The organism is Clostridioides sp. ES-S-0049-02 (genome assembly GCF_020658465.1).
Lineage (GTDB): Bacteria > Bacillota > Clostridia > Peptostreptococcales > Peptostreptococcaceae > Clostridioides.
In genome coordinates this window covers 152,639-172,366 of the sequence record NZ_JACVWG010000002.1, presented here as the reverse complement: position 1 = coordinate 172,366, position 19,728 = coordinate 152,639, and the positions used below count along the sequence as shown (strand labels likewise).

Sequence of the window (19,728 nt, the reverse complement as noted above, 5' to 3'; positions counted from 1 at the left end):
TAAAGGACTTATTTCAATATCAAACCCTAGCTATGTCAGTCTTTTTATTTAGTACTTTTTAATACCTTTATAAGATTAAATATTTGTACTGTTGTGGCAGTCATATTATTACTTGCCGTTTCCTTATCCATTGCTTCTTCTATGGTCATAGCCCTATTTACTATAGAAAAATAAGCATCTATCCCTTCTTCATTACACTTAACTGCATCTTCTGTCGTTGCTCCAGCCAAACCTATTACTTTTGCCCCATATTTTTTAGCCATCTTTGCAACTCCTATTGGTGCTTTGCCCATAGCTGTTTGATTATCCAATTTACCTTCTCCAGTTATTACAAAGTCTGCACATTTTAACTCGTTCTCTATTTTAATTTCTTCTAATATTATTTTTACTCCAGATTCTAATTTTGAATTTAAAAACGCTAAAAATGCAAAACCTAATCCACCTGCTGCTCCAGTACCTTCTATATTGGCTATGTCTTTATCTAAATCACTTTTAACTATCTTAGCAAAATTTCTAAGGCCATTATCTAACTCTTCAATTATTTTTGGTGTTGCACCTTTTTGAGGTCCATATATGTACGCTGCTCCATTTTTACCAAACAGTGGATTATTCACATCACAAGCTATTTTAAAGCTACATTTATCTAATTCTTTTAACCTATTATCTATTTTTATATGTCTTATTTCATTTAAAACTTTTCCACCTAACCCTACTAAGTTGTTGTTTTCATCATAAAACTCAAATCCTAAAGCTTGAAGCATACCTACCCCAGCATCATTAGTAGCACTTCCACCTATTCCAACTATAAAGTTTCTATAGCCTTTATTTATTGCTTCTTTTATTATTTCTCCAACACCGTAAGTTGTGGTGCTTAAAGGATTTCTAAGTTCAGTTGGAACTAATGTTAATCCTGATGCTTGAGCCATTTCTATTATTGCTGTATTTGTACTTTTTAATAATCCATATGTCGCATTTACTTTCGTAATTATTGGTCCAGTGACTTCTATAGTTTCTTTTTCACCATTCATACCTTGTACTAAAGCGTCTACTGTTCCTTCCCCACCATCTGCAAGTGGCAATATCTTTACTTTTGCATCTTTTTCAACTTTTAATATCCCCTTTTTTATTGCATTTGCTGCCTCAATTGAAGATAAACTGCCTTTCAAAGAATCTATAGAAATTAATATTTTCATATTTATCTACTCCTTATTTTAAAAATAAAAATTTATAAGTTTTAATTTACATTCTATTTTATACTCTACTCCTTTCTTTGTACATACAGTTTCTTGTTTACATCCAGCTCTTACTAGAAATATGCTATACTTTATCATAATTAGCAAGTTGTCAAATCGTAATTTAGGAGGATAAAACTATGGAATCTAAATATACAGAAATAAACTCAAAGACCTTTGATAAATGGAATAAAGAAGGCTGGGAATGGGGACAACCTATCAGTCATGAAGTTTTTGAACGAGCCAAAGCTGGAGATTGGTCCGTTGTACTGACACCCACTAAACCCGTTCCGAAAAATTGGTTTTGTGATATGAAAAATACAAAAATACTAGGATTAGCGTCTGGAGGCGGACAACAAATGCCAATTTTCACTGCATTGGGAGCTCAATGTACAGTTTTAGATTATTCAACTTCACAATTATTAAGTGAAAAAAAGGTTGCAGAAAGGGAAAAGTATTCTATTGAACTTGTACAAGCTGACATGGCAAAGCCACTACCTTTTAAAGATGAAAGTTTTGACTTAATATTTCATCCAGTTTCTAATTGTTATGTAGAAGATGTATTACCAATTTGGAAAGAGTGTTATCGTATACTAAAAAAGGTGGTATACTTTTATCTGGACTTGATAATGGCATCAATTTTGTATTTAATGAAGAAGGAACAGAATTCCAATATAGGCTTCCATTTAATCCTTAAAAAAATAAAAATATATATGATGAATCAATCCAAAATGATTGGAGAATTCAATTTTCTCATACAATTGAAGAACAAATAGGTGGACAACTACAAGCAGGATTTATTTTAACAGATATTTATCAAGATACAAATGGTTCTGGTAATCTTCATGAATTTAATATTCCATCATTTTACGCAACTAGAGCAGTAAAAAAATAAAACTATTTATACAAAAAGCAGTATAACACCAAAATGCTATACCGCTTATCATAAATTCAAAAGAATCCTTATAAAATATCTATAAATATAGCCCTTTGTGAATTTCAATACTAGAGATAAAATTCCAAAAACTACACACGATTATATTTATACATCCAATTTATAGATAGAAAATTTATTACAATCTTTATAATTTTATTCTCTAATAATTATAAGAATTACTTGACTTCAATATCATTATATTTTTTTGAATATACATTAGTCATATAGAAATATATAGGAACTACAATTACCATACCACCTAGTCCCCAAACTATCTTCATTGGTTCATCAATACCTGCTTTTATCAATAATACTATACTTATAGCTACTGCAAATATTGGTATAATCACTCCTCCAGGTATCCTAAAGTTTATGTCTTTACCAGCATACTTCTTCCTTAATATTAATACAGCTAGACAGGTAGGAATATATTGAATAAATCTAGATACAACACTTATTTGAGATAGTGTTGTAAATGACCCTGACCATGCTATTAATAAAGTTCCTATAACAGAAACTATAATTGCTATATATGGAGCTCCATTTTTATTAGTTTTTCTTATAGACTTAGGCATTAATCCTTGCTCGACCAAAGCAGCCGCAGACCTTGGTGTAAATATAGATGATGCAATATTTATTCCTCCAACAGATACTATAGTCCCTATTGTAATTATATATCCACCTATAGGACCTAACATTTTAATAGCAGCATCTGCAACAGGAGTCGCTGACCCTCTTAATCCATCTCCCAATACACCTATACTTATCCCCAATATAAGCATATATATTACTGATACTACAAACATTACCATTACTAATGCCTTAGGTACATTTTTCTTAGGATTTTCCATATCTTTTGCTGCAACAGCTAAAGATTCAAACCCCGTAAAAGCATAAAATAAAGTTATTGATACTGCTACAAAAGCTGATGATGTACTTTGACCTTTTTGTATTATTATAAATGGCGTAAAATTAGAGCCTTTTATAAAAAATAAACCTACAGCTATAAATAAAACTATTGGTAATAATTTTCCTATAGTCATTATATTGTTTAAATGCTTAGATTGCTTCATTCCCATAAAATTTATAAGCCCAAGCCCTCCAACTAATATACCAATTATTATATTTTTAATAAGTGGCTCTGCTGCTTGAGGCCATATAGATGATAGTGTGACTGCAAAAAAGTTTGCCATAGTTGCCCAAGCAATCATACTAACTATCCACTTCATAAATCCAACTTCAAACCCAATAAAATCTCCAAAGGCCTCTTTTGCATAAAGATACGGCCCTCCATCAGTATCAAACCAACTCCCTGCTTCAGCAAAACATAAAGCAATAGAGACAGCTAAAAACATACAAAAAACTAATACTAAGATACTCGCTGGACCTATACTTGTATATGCATCTCCAGGTAAGCCAAATATACCTGACCCTATTATTGCATTAATCCCTAATAATACAATACTCCAGAAACCTAACTTAACACTTTTTTTCATTGTTATTCCTCCAAACTCAACTTAAAATATAGTTATAATTATTTTTCTTTAGATGCTTCTTTAACTATCGCCATAAATATTTTTTTCATATTATCACAATCCTTAGTCATCATTTCTGGATGCCATTGTATGCCTATTACAAACTCATTCCCATCCTTTTCTATAGCTTCAATTAAACCATCTTTAGCAGTAGCTGAAACAATATATCCTGGAGCTACCTTATTGACAACTAAATGATGGAAACTATTAACTAGGATTTCTTGTTCTCCTAATATTTCATACAACTTTGTACCCTCTTTTATCTGTGCTGTATGTGTAGGTATATTAGATAAATGTTGCTGATTATGTTTTATGTAAGCTCCTTCAATTAAAGATAAATCTTGATATAAACTCCCTCCCTCAGCTACATTTATAATTTGTTCACCTCTACATATACCTAACACTGGTTTTTTCATATCTAAAGCATACTTTAATAACTTCATATCAAAAACATCTCTTTTAGGTGATATTGCACCTAGCTTATTATGAGGTTCCTCCTTCCATATAAGAGGATTTACATCTTGTCCTCCTGATAGTATAAGTCCATCTATATTTGATACTTGTTCCTTTATAATCTCATCATCATATACAATTGGTACAATATATGGTATAGCTTTACACATAGCTACTGACTGTATATAGTCATTATTTACATAAGCCCTTTCATAACCAGGAAACATCCCCCCTTCATCAATTAATAAGTTTCCTGATATTCCTATTACTGGATATTTCTTTTTAATCACTTTCTTCACCCCTTAAATTATTTATGAACAATAAAAAATGCTACTTCTCTCTTAAAGAGCAAGTAGCATACCAATATTTTAATTGTTTAAAAATTCTAATTTATTTTTAAAATACTTTTTCTAAGGAATCAGTTATATAAATCACTCTATTGATTTATATTTTATTTTAATCCTATTTAATTCGACTTTTTGAATAGTGTTAATTCTAATTAATAGGCAAAATAGGCATTCATACTTTCCTTTTTATTAACCTATTAAATACTATTTAATATATTTTTTCCTCTTCTATTTAACTCACTTCCCTTTCTACCTGATTCACATATTATCAAATCTAGTTCTTTAAGTATATTAAGTATTCCCCTTACCTCACCTTCTGTTATACTATAACCTAATTCATTTATTGAATTAACAATACCATTTCTACCTATGTTTTTATTAAGGTTATTGGCATTTTTTAAGCATTCCATTACTAATCTTACTTTTTCTATAGATGTTCTATCTTTTAATGTACTTATTTCTTTACTATAGTCTTCAGTTATATTTAGTAAATTATGAGGTAAGTCATTAATTAAAATAACATGTTCAGAACTCATAATGTTAATATACATAGCTGTATTTTTTAATTCTCTTATATTCCCTGGCCATTCATATGAATTAATAATGTCTTTAACATCTTGACTAATTTCCCTCTTACTTTTCATAAAATGCTTTAGCATAACTTCTATATCTTCTTTTCTCTCTCTTAAAGGTGGTATGTTTATAGGCAATACATTTATCCTATAATATAAATCAGCTCTGAACCTATCTTTTTTTATCATTTCTAATAAATTTTTATTTGTAGCTGCAATTACTCTTACATCAGTGTCTATTACATTTTCCCCCCCAACTCTCATGACTTGATTTTCTTGTAATACTCTAAGTAATTTGCTTTGTAAATATATGGGCATGTCTCCTATTTCATCTAAAAATATAGTTCCATTATTAGCTTGCTCAAATAAACCTTTTTTCCCTCCTCTTAAAGCACCTGTAAAAGCACCTTCTTCATATCCAAAAAGTTCACTTTCAAGTAGGTTTTCTGGCATAGCTGCACAGTTTATCGCTATAAATGGCTGACTATGCCTTGGTGATGCATTATGAATAGACTGAGCCATAAGTTCTTTTCCTGTTCCACTTTCTCCAGTTATAAGAACTGTATAATCAGATTCCGCTATTTTCATACCTAGCTCTTTAGTTCTTTCCATTTTTACTGATACTGTTTTTATGTCATCAAAGGTATACCTAGCAACTTGTCCCTTTTCTCTAAGCTTCTTTGATAGGTTTTGTTCCAATTTCCTTATGTAAGTTATTTCTTGAATACAAAAATAATATCCAGTCACCCTTCCAAAACTTTCTATATTATACTTATTTACATTTAAATATTTATTATTAAACTTTATAACTTCATCATGTGCCTTACTTAATCTAAAAATCTTTTTAATATTTTCATTCTCTAATTCATCTATATTTTTTCCTATAATATCATTTTTAATATCTAGTATATCACTCAAGCTATTATTACAAATAATTACATTTTCCTTCTCTGATATCATTGCCATACCTAGGTTTGATAAGTTTATTATAGAATTCAATTCATCTGCTTTTATAGTAAGTTCTTTATATTTAGTATTTATTCCTGAATATAAACTAATCACTTCATCTATATACTTAATTAGCCTCTCAGTAATTTCCTTATCATCCAGTTTGAGTTTTGCTATTATTTGAATAAATGTTGAACTATCAATATACCTATGCCCTAAATCAATAACTTCTTCAATATATTTTGGAACTAAATCTGCTTCTCCTGGTGTTACAGCTATCTTAATATTTCTATATTCTTCATTAGGATTATATGGTATGAAATTTAAGTGATTTATTCCTATATTGTATAAATTAGATATTGTTTCTAATACAGTGTGCTTATTATCATTTACTACTAATACATCTATTCCTTCTGGTAATGAAAATAACTTGTATATATCCTTTTGCTTTATAGTTCTATTTATAATTATTATCTTTGAGACATCTTTTACATATTTTTTTATTTTCAATACTCTATCATCTATCATTACTAATATTATGTCATCTTTTATCGATTCTTCTTCTGTTATTCTATTTAAATAATAGTTTTTTATTATTACTTTATCTTTAAATATCAGCTTTAGGTTTTTATTTAAAAAACACTCTAATTTAGATAATCCATCAGTTACTACTGCTATTGTTTTCATTATAAATCTATCCTTTCTTTTGTTTATATTATATAAAATTTTAATAGTTCTAATATAGTTCAAAATCTTTTAACTTATATAAAGCAAAAGTTATGCCAAATTGATAGATTTCTTATTTTTTATTTAACCTTAAGCTAGAAATATTATTATATGATTAAGATTAGATAAATAATATAACTTTAGCTATAGAATCTACAAAAACATGACTCCTATCAAAAAATAAAAAGGTATTACCAACTTTCTGGTAATACCTTTTTATCTTATTTTTAATTTAAATTAATTCAAATGATTTTTCTTAATCTCATCAAGTAGCCCATCTTCTAGGTAAATTTCTAATGCACATCCTACCATTGCCTTTACTGCTTTGTGAAGTTTATCATAAGCTTCCTCAGAATTTGCATAATTTAGAAACTCTTTTTCATGAACATATACCATTGGATTTATGTCTAGAGCTATTTCCGTATACATAGTAGGACAAACTTGGCTTACGTTTCCTATGTCTGTAGAACCTACTGGACCTTCTTTTCCTTCTAATATATCTGTTATACCTGCCTCAATTAGATTATTCTTTGTTATATTCTGAAGCACCTTATTATTTATTATATTGTCAAAAGAATTTTCAAAGTATCTATAAGAAAGTTTAGCACCTGTCATTAACTCTGCACCTTTTGCACAGTTTATAACCTTTTTAGTTACTTCATCTAAATAACTTCTTTCAGCAGCTCTTACAAAAAATTCACAGGCAGCTTTTTCTGGAACTATGTTTGGAGCTTCTCCTCCATTTGAAACTATCCCATGTATTCTAACATCTGATTTTACATGCTGTCTTAGTGCATTTATTCCTGCAAAAGTAAGTTGTACTGCATCTAATGCATTAACACCCATATGAGGATGGCTAGCTGCATGTGCTGATACCCCTTCAAAACTAAACTCTATTGAATCTATTGCCAAAGCCTTGCAGTTTATGTTATTAAAAGCTTCTATATGCATCTGATAACTTACATCAATATCATCAAAAGCTCCTGCCTTAACTAAATCACACTTTCCTCCTGTTGTTTCTTCAGCTGGTGTTCCTATTAGTACAATTTTTCCTTTAAAATTTTCTTTTAACTTACTTAGCACTATACAAGCTCCTAATGTAGATGCAGCAATCCAGTTATGTCCACAAGCATGACCTGGTTCTTTATTTTCTCCATATCCAGGCAATGCGTCATACTCAGCTAAAAATGCTATAGTTGGACCATCATTATCCCCTAGTTCTGCTCTAAAAGCAGTATCCATATTACAATATGGATAAGTTGTATCAAATCCATATTCCTTCATTTTATCTACCAAGTACTTTGATGATATATATTCTTCTTCTCCTAGTTCTGGATTGTTAAATATAAAATCACATACTTCTTCAATTTCTTTTCCCAGTTCATTCTCTATCTCATAAGCTCTTTTCTTTATACTTTCAATCATAATATACCTCCTATTAGAATCCAACAAATAATCCTATTGTTAAAAACACCATTACAGTAATTGTTAATACTACCATTAAAGGCATTACAAATCTAACCCACTTTGACCAAGGAATATTAGCTACTGCTAGTGCTCCCATTAAAACACCTGATGTAGGTGTTATTAAGTTAGTTACACCTATACCAAATTGATAAGCTGTAACTATCATTTGTCTAGATACATCTACTAAATCTCCAAGTGGAGCAAGTACAGGTATTGTAAGTGATGCAAGTCCTGATGCAGATGGTATAAAAAATGCTATTAAACCTTCTATTAAGAAAGTTAAATTTATAAATATAGTCTTTGGAAGTCCATTTAATAAATTTGCGGCAGAATTTAAAATTGTATCTATTATAAATCCATTTTCTGCTATTATTACTATTCCACGTGCAAATGCTATACATAGCCCTGCTGTCATTAAATCTCCTGCTCCACTTATAAATGAATTAACTATGTCATCTTGTTTAAGCCCTGATGCTATTCCTGATATTATACCTATAGCTGTAAATATCATTGCAATTTCAGTTATGTACCATCCTAGCTTTAAAACTCCATATATCATAATTGCCATACCTATTGTGAAAATTGCTATTACCATAGCTTCTCTTTTTGTAAATTCTTTTATGTTTGTATCAGTATTAGCCATTGATTCTTGATTCAATGATATACCATGTACTAAAGACTTCTTAGGGTCTTTTTTAACTTTATTGGCATACATCATAACAAATCCTATAGATATAGCCATATATATTATAAACATAACAACTCTCAACTCTATCCCAGAACCTGGTGTTATTTGTGACAATGCTTGTGCTATTCCTACAGAGAAAGGATTAGTAGTAGCTGCTCCAAATCCAGCTGTTGCTCCTATAAATACTGTAGCCACTGCTGTTAATGAATCATATCCCATACTGGTCATGAGTGGAATAAATATCATATAAAAAGGTAGTGTTTCTTCACTCATTCCAAATGTTGTTCCACCTAATCCAAATAGAATCATTGATATAGGTATTATTAAGAATTGGAATCTTTTCATTTTATTTACAGTATGAGCTATAACAGCTTCTATAGCTCCTGTTTTGTTAACTATTCCAAAAGCTCCTCCAACTATCAAAACAAATCCAACTACTTCAGCTGCATCTATAAATCCATTTATAGGTGCTGTAAATACATCAGTAATTCCTTGTGGATTTGATGCTGCTTTTTCATAAGTTCCAGCTACAACAACCGACCTTCCATCTATATCTACCCTTTCAAAATTTCCACTTGGTACTATCCAAGTAAGAACTGCCATTACTACTATTAGTAAAAATATTATAGTAAGTGTCTGTGGCATAGTAAACTTTTTCTTTTTTAAACTGCTCATTTTTAATCTCCCCCACTTTTAAAATTAAAATATTTTATTATTGCTTTCCTTTTCTATCCTATTTTATATAGATGTAAAAAAGCTCAACATGGATACATGTTGAGCTGAATGCGCTAAATACAATATACCTACATCTTCCCTTTATCTTAGTTAAGATAGCTCTCCATCAAAATTCGGGATAATTTTGATGACAGTACTGTACTTATTAAATACAGCCCCAGCACTAGATTTGGACACTAGCACTTCGGCACTTACTCCTTTTATATTGCTTCATTGGCTTCCGACCTCTTCAATATTAATCTTAGTAAATGCGACCTCTACCTCAATCTTTTTATTAGATGAGGTAATTCTTATTAAATTTTATTTATTCTAAATAATTGTAGCATAATATGTCGAGATTGTAAATATTTTCAGAAGAGTTTATATGCTTCCATAATATTAACAAATCTAGCTTATACTATTCCAGTATATAATTACAACTTTAGTTTTATGTTTAAAAATATATTTGTTTTCTCTTTTTTCTATTATCTTATCTATATACTTATCCAACATATCGCTAAAGTTAATCTTTTTATTTAATTCTGTTTCCATTTTAAAAAGTATATCCTCTACACTATCGAATTCAATTTCATTTTCTACATCAATAAACTTTATATCTGCACATATATTTAAAGAATGTAGTATATTTGGAATGTATATATAATCTGGACAAGTTCTATCTTTATCACCTAAATCCATATACAAATCATTAAATAATGGTTTTTGAATAGTTCTCACTATAATCACTTTTTCTTTAGCTAGCTTATCCATCTTACTCAAAGCATCTTTAATATCCCAAATTCGATAAAGAGAATTCACAGATAAAATATAATCACTATGCCCAACATTAATCTCTTCCCATTTTCCTTGTATTGTATCTATATTAGTTATATTATGTTCCCTAGCCTTTCCTTCAAGCACATTAAGCATATCTATTGAAAAATCATTAGCAATTATACCTTTACATTTCTTAGAAAGTGGAATAGTAAATTTTCCGGTACCTGCACCAATTTCTATAAGATTTTTTCCTTCATCTATTAACTTATCTACAAAATTAAATACTTCTTTTGAATAATCATAAAGCGTTGGCTTATCATCATATTTATGAGATAATTTTTTAAAAAACTTTCTTTCCGCTTCATCATCAAAAGCTCTTTCTCTTGCATATCCTTCTTTACTTTCAATATACTCATGCCATTTTTTCTCAAAATCTATATCTTTATAGTACATAATTACTCTTCCTTTCTAAAAATATTAGGGCGAGATTTGTAATTTTCTATACTCAAAAAACTACTCTTACTAATGTAATGATTGATTAAACAATTGATTACTATATTTTAAAAATTAGTGAAATTCTCAACAAGCTCTTTGGTATAAGCATGCTTTGCACTTTTATACAATTCCTTAGCATCTATAATTTCAACTATCTTGCCATTTAACATGACTGCAACCTCATCACTAACTTCTTTTACTAAGTCTATATCATGAGATATAAATAAATAGGTTATATTAAACTGTTTTTGAGCTTTCTTCAAAACCTGTATAACTTGAGCTTGCACAGATACATCTAGCATTGATGTAGGTTCATCCAATATCATAAATTTAGGATTTAATAAAAGCACTCTAGCTAAAGCAACTCTTTGTATTTGTCCTCCACTTACTTGATGTGGATATCTATTTAAAATTTCCTCACTAAGCCCAACAAAACTTAAATATTCCATTATGTATTCTCTTGCTTTATTCTTTTCGTAGAGTTTATGAATTTTTAATGGTTCCACAAGGCTGCCATATATAGTTTTTTTAGGGCTTAGGGCAGAATCTGGATGTTGAAATATTATCTGCATCTCTTTTCTTAAATCCCTCATTTGAGAAAAATCATAATTACTGATATCTCTACCATTAAAATAAATTTTACCTCTGTCACATTTAATAAGTCTTAAAATAAGCCTTGATAAAGTTGATTTTCCGCATCCACTTTCTCCTACAAGACCTAAGGTTTTTCCCTCTTTGATTTCAAAAGATACATCATCTACCGCCTTAACTATCTTTTTATTGATTATTCCGCTTTTAAACTCCTTATAAAGGTTATAAACTCTTATCATAAAGAAAACACCTCACTTTTGAACCATTAACATCAAATAGTCTTGGTTCATAATCAATACATGTTTTTTTTGCAACCTTGCATCTCGGAGAAAATCTACATCCTTTTGGTAAGTTTGTTAGACTTGGCGCTATCCCTTCAATGGGTATTAATTTTTTATTTGGCTGTGAATCAATTAAACCTCTCGTATAAGGATGTAGTGGATTATTAAAGATACTATTTTTTGTACCCTCTTCTATGATTTTACCTGCATACATAACTACAACTTCATCACAAAGCTTTTTAGCTAGCATTAAATCATGAGTTATAAGTATCATGCTAACACCCATATTACTTCTTAAATCATAAAATACTTCATATACTTGCTTTCTTATTATTGCATCCAACCCTTTAGTTGGTTCATCTGCAATTACCCAGTTAGGTTTTAGTGCTGTCCCTATAGCTGCTAATGCTCTCTGACTCATACCTCCACTTAACTGAAATCCATACGAATTATAAACCAACTCACTATTTGAGAAAAAAAATTTTTTTAATATCTCCAAACTTTTACTCTTACAAGAATTCTTTTTTTCTTTTCCATGATAATAAAAAAGTTCATTCATATGACTTCCTATTTTCAATATTGGATTAAAAGAACTTGATGGATTTTGGGGTATTAACGATATTTTTTTCCCTCTGATTTCTCTAATTTCATTTTCTTTAATTTTTAGCAAATCTTTTTCTTCATATAAGACACTGCCTGAAACAGTTGAGTTATTAGATACAAGGTTCAAAATCCCTAGTCCTAGTACCGATTTTCCACTTCCAGTTTCTCCAATAATTCCTGTAATTTTACTACTTTGAAAGGTTCTAGATACTCCATCTACAGCTCTTACTTTTCCTTCCTTAGTATTAAAATGAATTTTTAAATCTTTTATACTTATATCTCTATTCATAGTTTTTATTCCTTCTAAAGATATTGGCTTAAAGTGTTGCTTTTTTCATCAAACATATCCCTTAGTGCATCTCCAATTAAATTTATACTGCAACACAATAATAATATACTAAACCCAGGTGCTAATAATAGATTTGGATAGCTTCTAAAATGAGTCTTAGCATCATTTATCATAACACCCCAATCTGCTTGTGGTGGTTGTATTCCTAGACCTAAAAAACTTAACGATGCCATAGAAAGTACACTTTTTCCTACCCTTATTGCAAATAGTACTATAAAAGGAGCAAATATATTTGGAATTATATAGTGCAAAATTATATAAATATGACTAGCCCCTAGTGCTCTTGCACCTTCAACATATTTTTCTTCTTTTACCTTTAATACCTCTCCTCTAACTATTCTTGAAAAACCAGCCCAAGAAGTGAATACTATTGCAATTAATAAACTTTTTATACCTGGCCCAAGAACTCCAGCAAGAGCAATCATAAAGCTAAGACTTGGAAGACCTTGAAATATATTTACAATTGACTGTATTATCGTATCTACTATCCCACCACAATATCCTGCTATTATACCCACAAAACTACCAAATAGCATTGTTAATAATGTTGCTAAAAAAGCTAAAGATATTGATACTCTGGCTCCATATAATATCCTACTTAAAATATCTCTGCCTAGAGTATCTGTACCAAGTATATGTTCTCTAGAAATTCCCATTAATCTATCATCCATTTGTACTTTATTAGAGTCATATGGAGCCAACTCTGGTGCAAATATTGCAACAAGTATCATAATTATTAGCACTAAAAAAGCTAGTTTATGTATAAATAACATTTCTTTAAATTTATCCATCTCATTTACCTCCCACCCTCATTTTAGGATTAAGAAATAGGTAACATATGTCTACAATTAAATTAAACACTATAAATATAATCCCTGTAAATAGCACATATCCTTGTACCACTGGATAATCTCTACTCATTATTCCTTGTATTACATAACTTCCCATACCTGGAATACTAAAAATAACCTCAACCACTGTGGAGCCTCCTAAAATAGCACCAAAATAGTTTCCCAGAACTGTTACAATGGGCATTAATGAATTTAAAAAAGCATACTTAAAAATAACTATTTTATTTGACAGACCCTTAGCTTTTGCCACTGTTATATAGTTTTGTCCTATACTTTCTATTAAAGTTGCTCTATTTAACCTTGCTACAGTTCCTATAGTCCCAGCTGCTAAAACAAATCCAGGCATTATTAAATGTTTAATCGTACCATACCCACTCGTAGGTAGCCATCTAAGATTCTCACAAAATATACTTAACATAATAATAGCTAACCAAAACCCTGGAATAGATATCATAAGTAAAGATACAAAAGTGCCAATCTTATCTATCGCTGAATCCTTTTTTAAAGCCATGATTATAGCTAATGGTATAGATAACACTATAACAAAAAACATAGCCATTAAAGATAAAGAGAAGGTTATTGGTAACCTTCTTAATATCTCTTCTGTAATAGATGTCTTTTTGATATAGGAAAGTCCTAAATCTCCAGTCATAGCTTTTTTAGTCCAATTAATATACTGAACTATAATATTATCATTTAACCCTAACTCTTCTCTAACTCTTTCTATTTCTTCATCTGTAGGAGCAGAAATACCATCCATGCTTAAATATTCAACTGCTGGGTCACCAGGTGCTATAACTCCTAATATAAATCCTAGAAAAGTTATTCCTATCAAAATAGGGATAGTCATCAATATCCTTCTAATTAAATATTTAAATGGTGTTTTCACTACTTACTCCACTCCATATTTGCTAATGTAGTCCCATATAATGTAGGTTTGTATCCAGTTATTTTTTTATTATAGGCAATTAAGTTAACATCTTCAAATAATGGTATAGCTGATGGGTGTTCTGCTGATATATATTGAAGCTCATCATATATTTTACTTCTTTTATCTAAATCCATTGTTTTTTCTAATTGACCTATTAATTCATCTGCTCTTTCATTTTTATAGCCCAATGAATAAGCTATATTACTTGACCCTGTGCTTCTCATATAACTATCAAATATAGAAAATGGTTCTGCATTTGGAAGCCCTTGAGTGTGAAGTGCTATGTCATAATTTCCTGTTTTTTGTGCTTCCTTAAAAGCAGCACCATCAAGTATAGTTATTTTAGAGTTTAATCCAACTTCACTTAATACAGATTGTATATACTCTGCTACAGTTTTGTATGGATAACGGTCTACACCATAAGATGGTATTATAAACTCTAACTCTTTTGTTTCCCCTTTTAACTCATTCTTTATAATTTTTTTTGCTTTTTCTGCATCATAAACAGGTTTAATTTCCTTAGCAAAAGGTGAACCTTGGTTCAATATATTCATAGTCGGAGTTCCATATCCTCCATAAAATTTATTTACTATAGTTTCTCTATCCACCAACAAGCTTAGTGCTTCTTTTATCTTAACATTATTAAATGGTGCCCTAGTACCGTTTGTAGATACAAATTGAGTTATTGTTGATGGAGATGTTTTAATCTCAAAGTTTTCATCCTTTATTAGCTCACTAGCTAACTCTGGAGTAATAGCCCCTAAATCCATAACACCCATAATTTCCTCTGATTTAAGTGCTGTGTAACGAGTTTGTGCATCTTTAATTACATTTACTCTTACATTTTTAACTTTACTTTTATCTCCATAATAGTCTTGATTTCTCTCTAACAAAACAAATTGTTCTTTTTCTCGTTCTTTTATCTTAAATGGACCAGTTCCTTGTGCATACTTAGTAAAGTCTCCCGTTTTTACATCAAAACACTCTGGACTATACATAGCACTTCCAAATCTAGCCATGTTGTATATTAAAGTTGATATTGGTTTACTGAAAGTAAGTTTAACTTCATAGTCAGAAACTTTATCCACACTTTGTAAATTAGGATATGTCTTTTCTATATCAAACGAATAAAAAGGTGAAGATTTCGTTTTCATATTCATATAACGTTCAAAATTTTTTACTACTGAATCTGCATTCAAATCTACACCATCATGGAATTTTACACCCTTCTTTATTGTAAATGTCCATTCTTTATAATCACCTGAATTTGACCATTTTTCTGCAAGTTCTGCCTTTGGTTTTCCATCATCACCCAACCCTATTAACGGTTCCCAAACATAGAGTATAGAACTTGTGTAATAAGCATCTTGTTCACCTGGTGCCAAATCTCTAGCTGCTGCTAAAACTACTTCCTTTTCATTATTCATCTTACTAACATCATTATTTTCCTCTGGTTTACTACACCCTGTTATCAATGATAACATCAGCATAATTGCTAAAATTATACTACTCAGCTTCCCTTTTGAAATCTTCCTCATAATACATTTCCCCCTTATTTAGAAATATGAGCATAAAAAAAGTTATAGCAAATAATGCTATAACATCCCATTTTAATATGTATACTTTAAATTCTAAATTCCATATACAAGACAATAAATCTAGTTGCTCCCCCCTAAATTTATTTACTAATATTTAATGTAGGTATCTGACTTACATTTCATTTTCTCAGCCTTTCTAAATAACATCTGTTGGCTATGCAGAATTTATCCATGCTTACAGTGATGGGTTCGTGTTGGATTTTCACCAACTTCCCTACTCTTTAAATACGTTTATTCAATTCTTAGTTTAATTGTATGCAATCTTATATAAATTGTCAACTTAAATCAAAATATAGCACTATATGCAAAATTAAAATTTACAATTATCTATCTATTAAAGTCTATTATAAAAACAGATATATTTTTTTCATATGGAAGGTAATAAGCTACTTTATCTCCCTTAACTATATTTTTCATAATATGATTGTATATAGTTTCATACTCTCCGCCTTCATCATAAGACTTAGCATACCTAACTATGTCATCTTCACAAGTAAATGTCTGTCCAAATTCAAGACTTAATGGTATTAATTCATATCTAAGTTTCTTTTCATCTAATAATACTTTTAAATTTTTTGAACTATGTCTTTCCACCACATCCATTCTTTTCTTAGATACTGGAATATGAGTTTTGGACTTATCATTAACAATTGCAATTAATCTATCACAATGCCCAGTAAAAAATTCTATATTCTCATATGAAAAAAAAGAAATTAGTATAGTATCAAATTTTGTATTTATATCTTTAAAATCTTTTACCATACACCTAATATTGCTTATATTATTGTCTTTTATTGATTTTTCTAAATAATTTATAGCATTTTGGTTTATATCAATACAAGTTATATCTTTCAGTTCTTTGCTTAAATACATATCTATTAAACCTAATCCACAACCTACATCACAAAAAGTTTGGCTATCTTTGATGTACGGAATTATTTCTTTAGCTAATATCTTGTGAAAACCAGTATATTCACTTGCATCAACAAAAGATTTTATTGTAGTATCATTCCAATTCATTCTCATATTTAAATTTCCCCACTGTCTTTTAAATTTACTTTCTGACCTGTACTGTAAAACATACTATTTCTCTCATTTCCACTTATTATGCTCATTACTTTATCATGTTCTTTAATTACAAATCCTGATAAATCATTTACTCCATACTTAAATAATATAGGTGCCATTGGAGTTGCTGGACCCACCAATACCACATAAGCATTTTTGCTTAATTCTAAATACCAAGGAAAAGTTTTTGTACTTAATGTGTAACAAGATATAACTACAAAGTCCTGTTCAGGTAAGATATATGGTGCTGAAGTCTCTGGATAATCACCATATATATCTTCACTTTCTATTATGGATAAATCACAAACAGGTGCAAATAGTTGTTCTAAATAGTGAAAATGACCTATAACCGCTACCTTTTTTCCCCTTATCATATTCTGGTATGAAATAAAAGGGTCATTAGTTCTATCTTCTATAAAATTGTTTTCATTTAACTTTATATTATTTTCTTTTGAAACTTTTACAGAATTATAATAAGAATTTATTGCAGCCAAGCCAATTCCTGATTCTGTGATATTCCAAGACTTAATACATCCAGCTATTTCATATAAAGATTTTCCTTTAAAAGATTTTACAAACTCTGGAGGACGTCCATCTTCACTATATACAAAACCTATACCACTACCTACACTACTTCTTACTAAAATATTATGTTGCCCAACAGCTATATCTTCAACTATTATCTCTTTAGGAATTCCTTCTATTAAATCATCATAAAGTTCCCACAAAGTCATTTACCTCCTCCTGTACAATACTTTCTATTTCTTTTCTATTTAAGACTTCACCTTTTCTAACCTTGTGCCTAATATCTAGTAAAATATTATCTAAGCTTTCTATGTATTTAATACTTTCTATTTCTTCATCTGTTGTAGATATTACCTTTGAAATTCCACCATTTTTAATAACTATTCTTTTATTAGCGTTTAAAGCTAATATAGGGTCATGTGTTGAAATCAAAATTATTTTTTCCTTTTTAGATAATAGTCTTAGAGCTTCCTTTCTATCTATACCTGCATTTTCAATTTCATCAATTAAAACTATTGGTGAAGAACTCATATATGCAGTATCCGATATCATAAGAGCTCTTGATTGACCTCCTGATAATTGGGTTATCTTTGTGGTTAATTCAAATTTTTCTCCAGCTAGTTTATTAGCACAATAAAAGCATTTTTTTACTATGTCATCTTGATTTTTACAAAAACGACTTTTAGAGTGCATTTGTAAAAATTCTTCTACTGTTAAATCCATTACAAAATTCATATTTTGTGAAAGTTGAGCTACTAGCTTTCCATCCATAACAAAACGAGTTTCATCACTTGGAATACTTTCATTTATTAATATTTGTCTGTTAGTAGGAGTGTCTCTCTGGGCTAAACATTCAATATCCTCTAACAGTCTACTTTTTCCTGAACCTGTAGGTCCAACAATACTTATAATTTCTCCAGCCTTTATTTTCAATGAGATAGCTTCTTTTTCTTTTAGCTTATTGTACCCACCATTAATAGTAATGCTTTCTATATTTAAACTCTTTTCATCTTGGCCAAATTCTTTTAAAAACTCCACCAATTTAATGTATAATTCTTCTTTTTCTATCCCAAAAGTTATATAAAATTCCTCATCTAAAGATTCTATTAGATTATTAAAAGTAATTGAATCATCTACATTACTTAGATTGTAATTTAAGAAAAAATCAAAGGCCATAGAGTAGTTTTCTTTTATCTCTTTTATAGACATGTTTAGTAAATTTTCATAATTATCATATTTCATAGTCAAACTCCATTTTCTTTATCATTCCCATTTGATAAGATTCTCCAATTCTAGTCTCTCCAGTACAGTAAGAACACACTGATGCTGGTGTTGTAAAACGTAATTGTTTTTCCCTAAGCGTGGTTATTTCTTTTATATCACTTAAATATTTCTTAAGTAAAAATACTCCTTGTCCTGTGATTCCATTTATAAATATTATCTTAGCTTTTGAGTTTACTTGACGTACATTAAAGGAAAATACCTCCCTTTCTGCTTGTGATACTATGTCTCCTTTTGTAATTACAACAATATCAGCATATTTTAGCATTGGTCCTATTTTTCTAGGTGTATTTATCCCTGATAAATTATCTATTACACAAACTGCTGGTATAGTTTTTATATAGGGTGAGCAACGATTACAAAGCCCTGCACTTTCAGTAATTAAAATATCTAAGTTTAATTTTTTAGACCAATAAAGTGCATCTTCAATATTACTTATAAAAAAATGGTCTGGACAAATTTTACCAGATAGTCCAATTTGAACAGGTATATTATTCTCTTCATATCTAATCTGGTCAAAAGATGTAAGGCAGTCAAACTTTACTACTCCAACCTTATTTTCTTCTGCCTCCATAGCTTTAATTAGATGAAGAATAACAGATGTTTTTCCAGATGATGGTGGCCCTGCTACTGTAATTAGTTTCATATCAATTCCCCTTTTTACGAAAGAAAGTAGGTAAAATCCTACTTTCTTTTAATTTATGTCTATATATTATTTAATAACTTTATGTCTAAACATTATTTAGTAACTTTATATCT

17 protein-coding genes and 2 riboswitches are annotated in these 19,728 nt (G+C 29.7%); of the genes, 1 reads left to right on the top strand and 16 read right to left on the bottom strand.

What is annotated here, in order from left to right:
- Positions 1-44 precede the first annotated feature (44 nt).
- Positions 45-1,193 carry a glycerate kinase gene (locus IC213_RS07060; protein ID WP_227862912.1) on the bottom strand — a complete coding sequence of 383 codons (1,149 nt, stop codon included), beginning with the start codon at positions 1,191-1,193 and terminating at the stop codon, positions 45-47.
- A 179-nt stretch (positions 1,194-1,372) separates the two neighbouring features.
- Here IC213_RS07060 and IC213_RS07055 point away from each other — a divergent pair, with 179 nt between their 5' ends.
- Entirely contained in the window at positions 1,373-2,008 is a 636-nt protein-coding gene (locus IC213_RS07055; protein WP_227862911.1) for a class I SAM-dependent methyltransferase, read from the top strand.
- A 337-nt stretch (positions 2,009-2,345) separates the two neighbouring features.
- Here IC213_RS07055 and IC213_RS07050 read toward each other — a convergent pair whose 3' ends face one another.
- From IC213_RS07050 to IC213_RS06980, 15 genes are all read right to left on the bottom strand, one after another.
- On the bottom strand, positions 2,346-3,665 hold the full coding sequence (locus IC213_RS07050; protein WP_227835160.1) for an APC family permease: 1,320 nt from the start codon (positions 3,663-3,665) through the stop codon (positions 2,346-2,348).
- Between the two features lie 38 nt (positions 3,666-3,703).
- The gene (locus IC213_RS07045; protein WP_255606356.1) at positions 3,704-4,456 is read right to left on the bottom strand and encodes a gamma-glutamyl-gamma-aminobutyrate hydrolase family protein; all 753 of its coding nucleotides are present in this window, start codon (positions 4,454-4,456) and stop codon (positions 3,704-3,706) included.
- 245 nt (positions 4,457-4,701) lie between these two features.
- Positions 4,702-6,711, bottom strand: a complete 2,010-nt coding sequence (locus IC213_RS07040) for a sigma 54-interacting transcriptional regulator (protein WP_227862910.1) — start codon at positions 6,709-6,711, stop codon at positions 4,702-4,704.
- Positions 6,712-6,987: 276 nt separating this feature from the next.
- A complete protein-coding gene (locus IC213_RS07035; RefSeq protein WP_227481955.1) occupies positions 6,988-8,175 on the bottom strand; it encodes a M20 family metallopeptidase in 1,188 nt (395 codons plus the stop codon).
- Positions 8,176-8,188: 13 nt separating this feature from the next.
- Positions 8,189-9,580 (bottom strand): YfcC family protein, encoded by a 1,392-nt coding sequence (locus IC213_RS07030; protein WP_227433860.1) that lies wholly within the window; start codon positions 9,578-9,580, stop codon positions 8,189-8,191.
- A 148-nt stretch (positions 9,581-9,728) separates the two neighbouring features.
- A riboswitch (Lysine riboswitch) is annotated at positions 9,729-9,908 on the bottom strand.
- A gap of 119 nt (positions 9,909-10,027) precedes the next feature.
- A complete protein-coding gene (locus IC213_RS07025; protein WP_227862909.1) occupies positions 10,028-10,849 on the bottom strand; it encodes a class I SAM-dependent methyltransferase in 822 nt (273 codons plus the stop codon).
- A 107-nt stretch (positions 10,850-10,956) separates the two neighbouring features.
- Positions 10,957-11,721 carry an ATP-binding cassette domain-containing protein gene (locus IC213_RS07020; RefSeq protein WP_227433858.1) on the bottom strand — a complete coding sequence of 255 codons (765 nt, stop codon included), beginning with the start codon at positions 11,719-11,721 and terminating at the stop codon, positions 10,957-10,959.
- Entirely contained in the window at positions 11,705-12,655 is a 951-nt protein-coding gene (locus IC213_RS07015) for an ABC transporter ATP-binding protein (RefSeq protein WP_227862908.1), read from the bottom strand. Before IC213_RS07015 ends, IC213_RS07020 begins: the two co-directional genes overlap by 17 nt.
- Positions 12,656-12,669: 14 nt before the next feature.
- Positions 12,670-13,506, bottom strand: coding sequence for an ABC transporter permease (locus IC213_RS07010; protein ID WP_227862907.1), 837 nt, complete (start codon positions 13,504-13,506; stop codon positions 12,670-12,672).
- 1 nt (position 13,507) lies between these two features.
- Positions 13,508-14,455 (bottom strand): ABC transporter permease, encoded by a 948-nt coding sequence (locus IC213_RS21280; protein WP_227824403.1) that lies wholly within the window; start codon positions 14,453-14,455, stop codon positions 13,508-13,510.
- A complete protein-coding gene (locus IC213_RS07000) occupies positions 14,455-16,035 on the bottom strand; it encodes an ABC transporter substrate-binding protein (RefSeq protein ID WP_227862906.1) in 1,581 nt (526 codons plus the stop codon). The genes IC213_RS21280 and IC213_RS07000 overlap by 1 nt, the downstream gene beginning before the upstream one ends.
- Positions 16,036-16,196: 161 nt before the next feature.
- Positions 16,197-16,334, bottom strand: a riboswitch (cobalamin riboswitch).
- An 88-nt stretch (positions 16,335-16,422) separates the two neighbouring features.
- Positions 16,423-17,121: a methyltransferase gene (locus IC213_RS06995; protein WP_227433853.1), complete on the bottom strand. Its 699-nt coding sequence runs from the start codon at positions 17,119-17,121 to the stop codon at positions 16,423-16,425.
- Between the two features lie 2 nt (positions 17,122-17,123).
- Positions 17,124-17,897 carry a Rossmann-like domain-containing protein gene (locus IC213_RS06990; RefSeq protein WP_227481948.1) on the bottom strand — a complete coding sequence of 258 codons (774 nt, stop codon included), beginning with the start codon at positions 17,895-17,897 and terminating at the stop codon, positions 17,124-17,126.
- Positions 17,875-18,930 carry an ATP-binding cassette domain-containing protein gene (locus tag IC213_RS06985; RefSeq protein WP_227481947.1) on the bottom strand — a complete coding sequence of 352 codons (1,056 nt, stop codon included), beginning with the start codon at positions 18,928-18,930 and terminating at the stop codon, positions 17,875-17,877. Before IC213_RS06985 ends, IC213_RS06990 begins: the two co-directional genes overlap by 23 nt.
- A complete protein-coding gene (locus IC213_RS06980) occupies positions 18,920-19,615 on the bottom strand; it encodes a GTP-binding protein (protein WP_227433850.1) in 696 nt (231 codons plus the stop codon). The genes IC213_RS06985 and IC213_RS06980 overlap by 11 nt, the downstream gene beginning before the upstream one ends.
- Positions 19,616-19,728 lie beyond the last annotated feature (113 nt).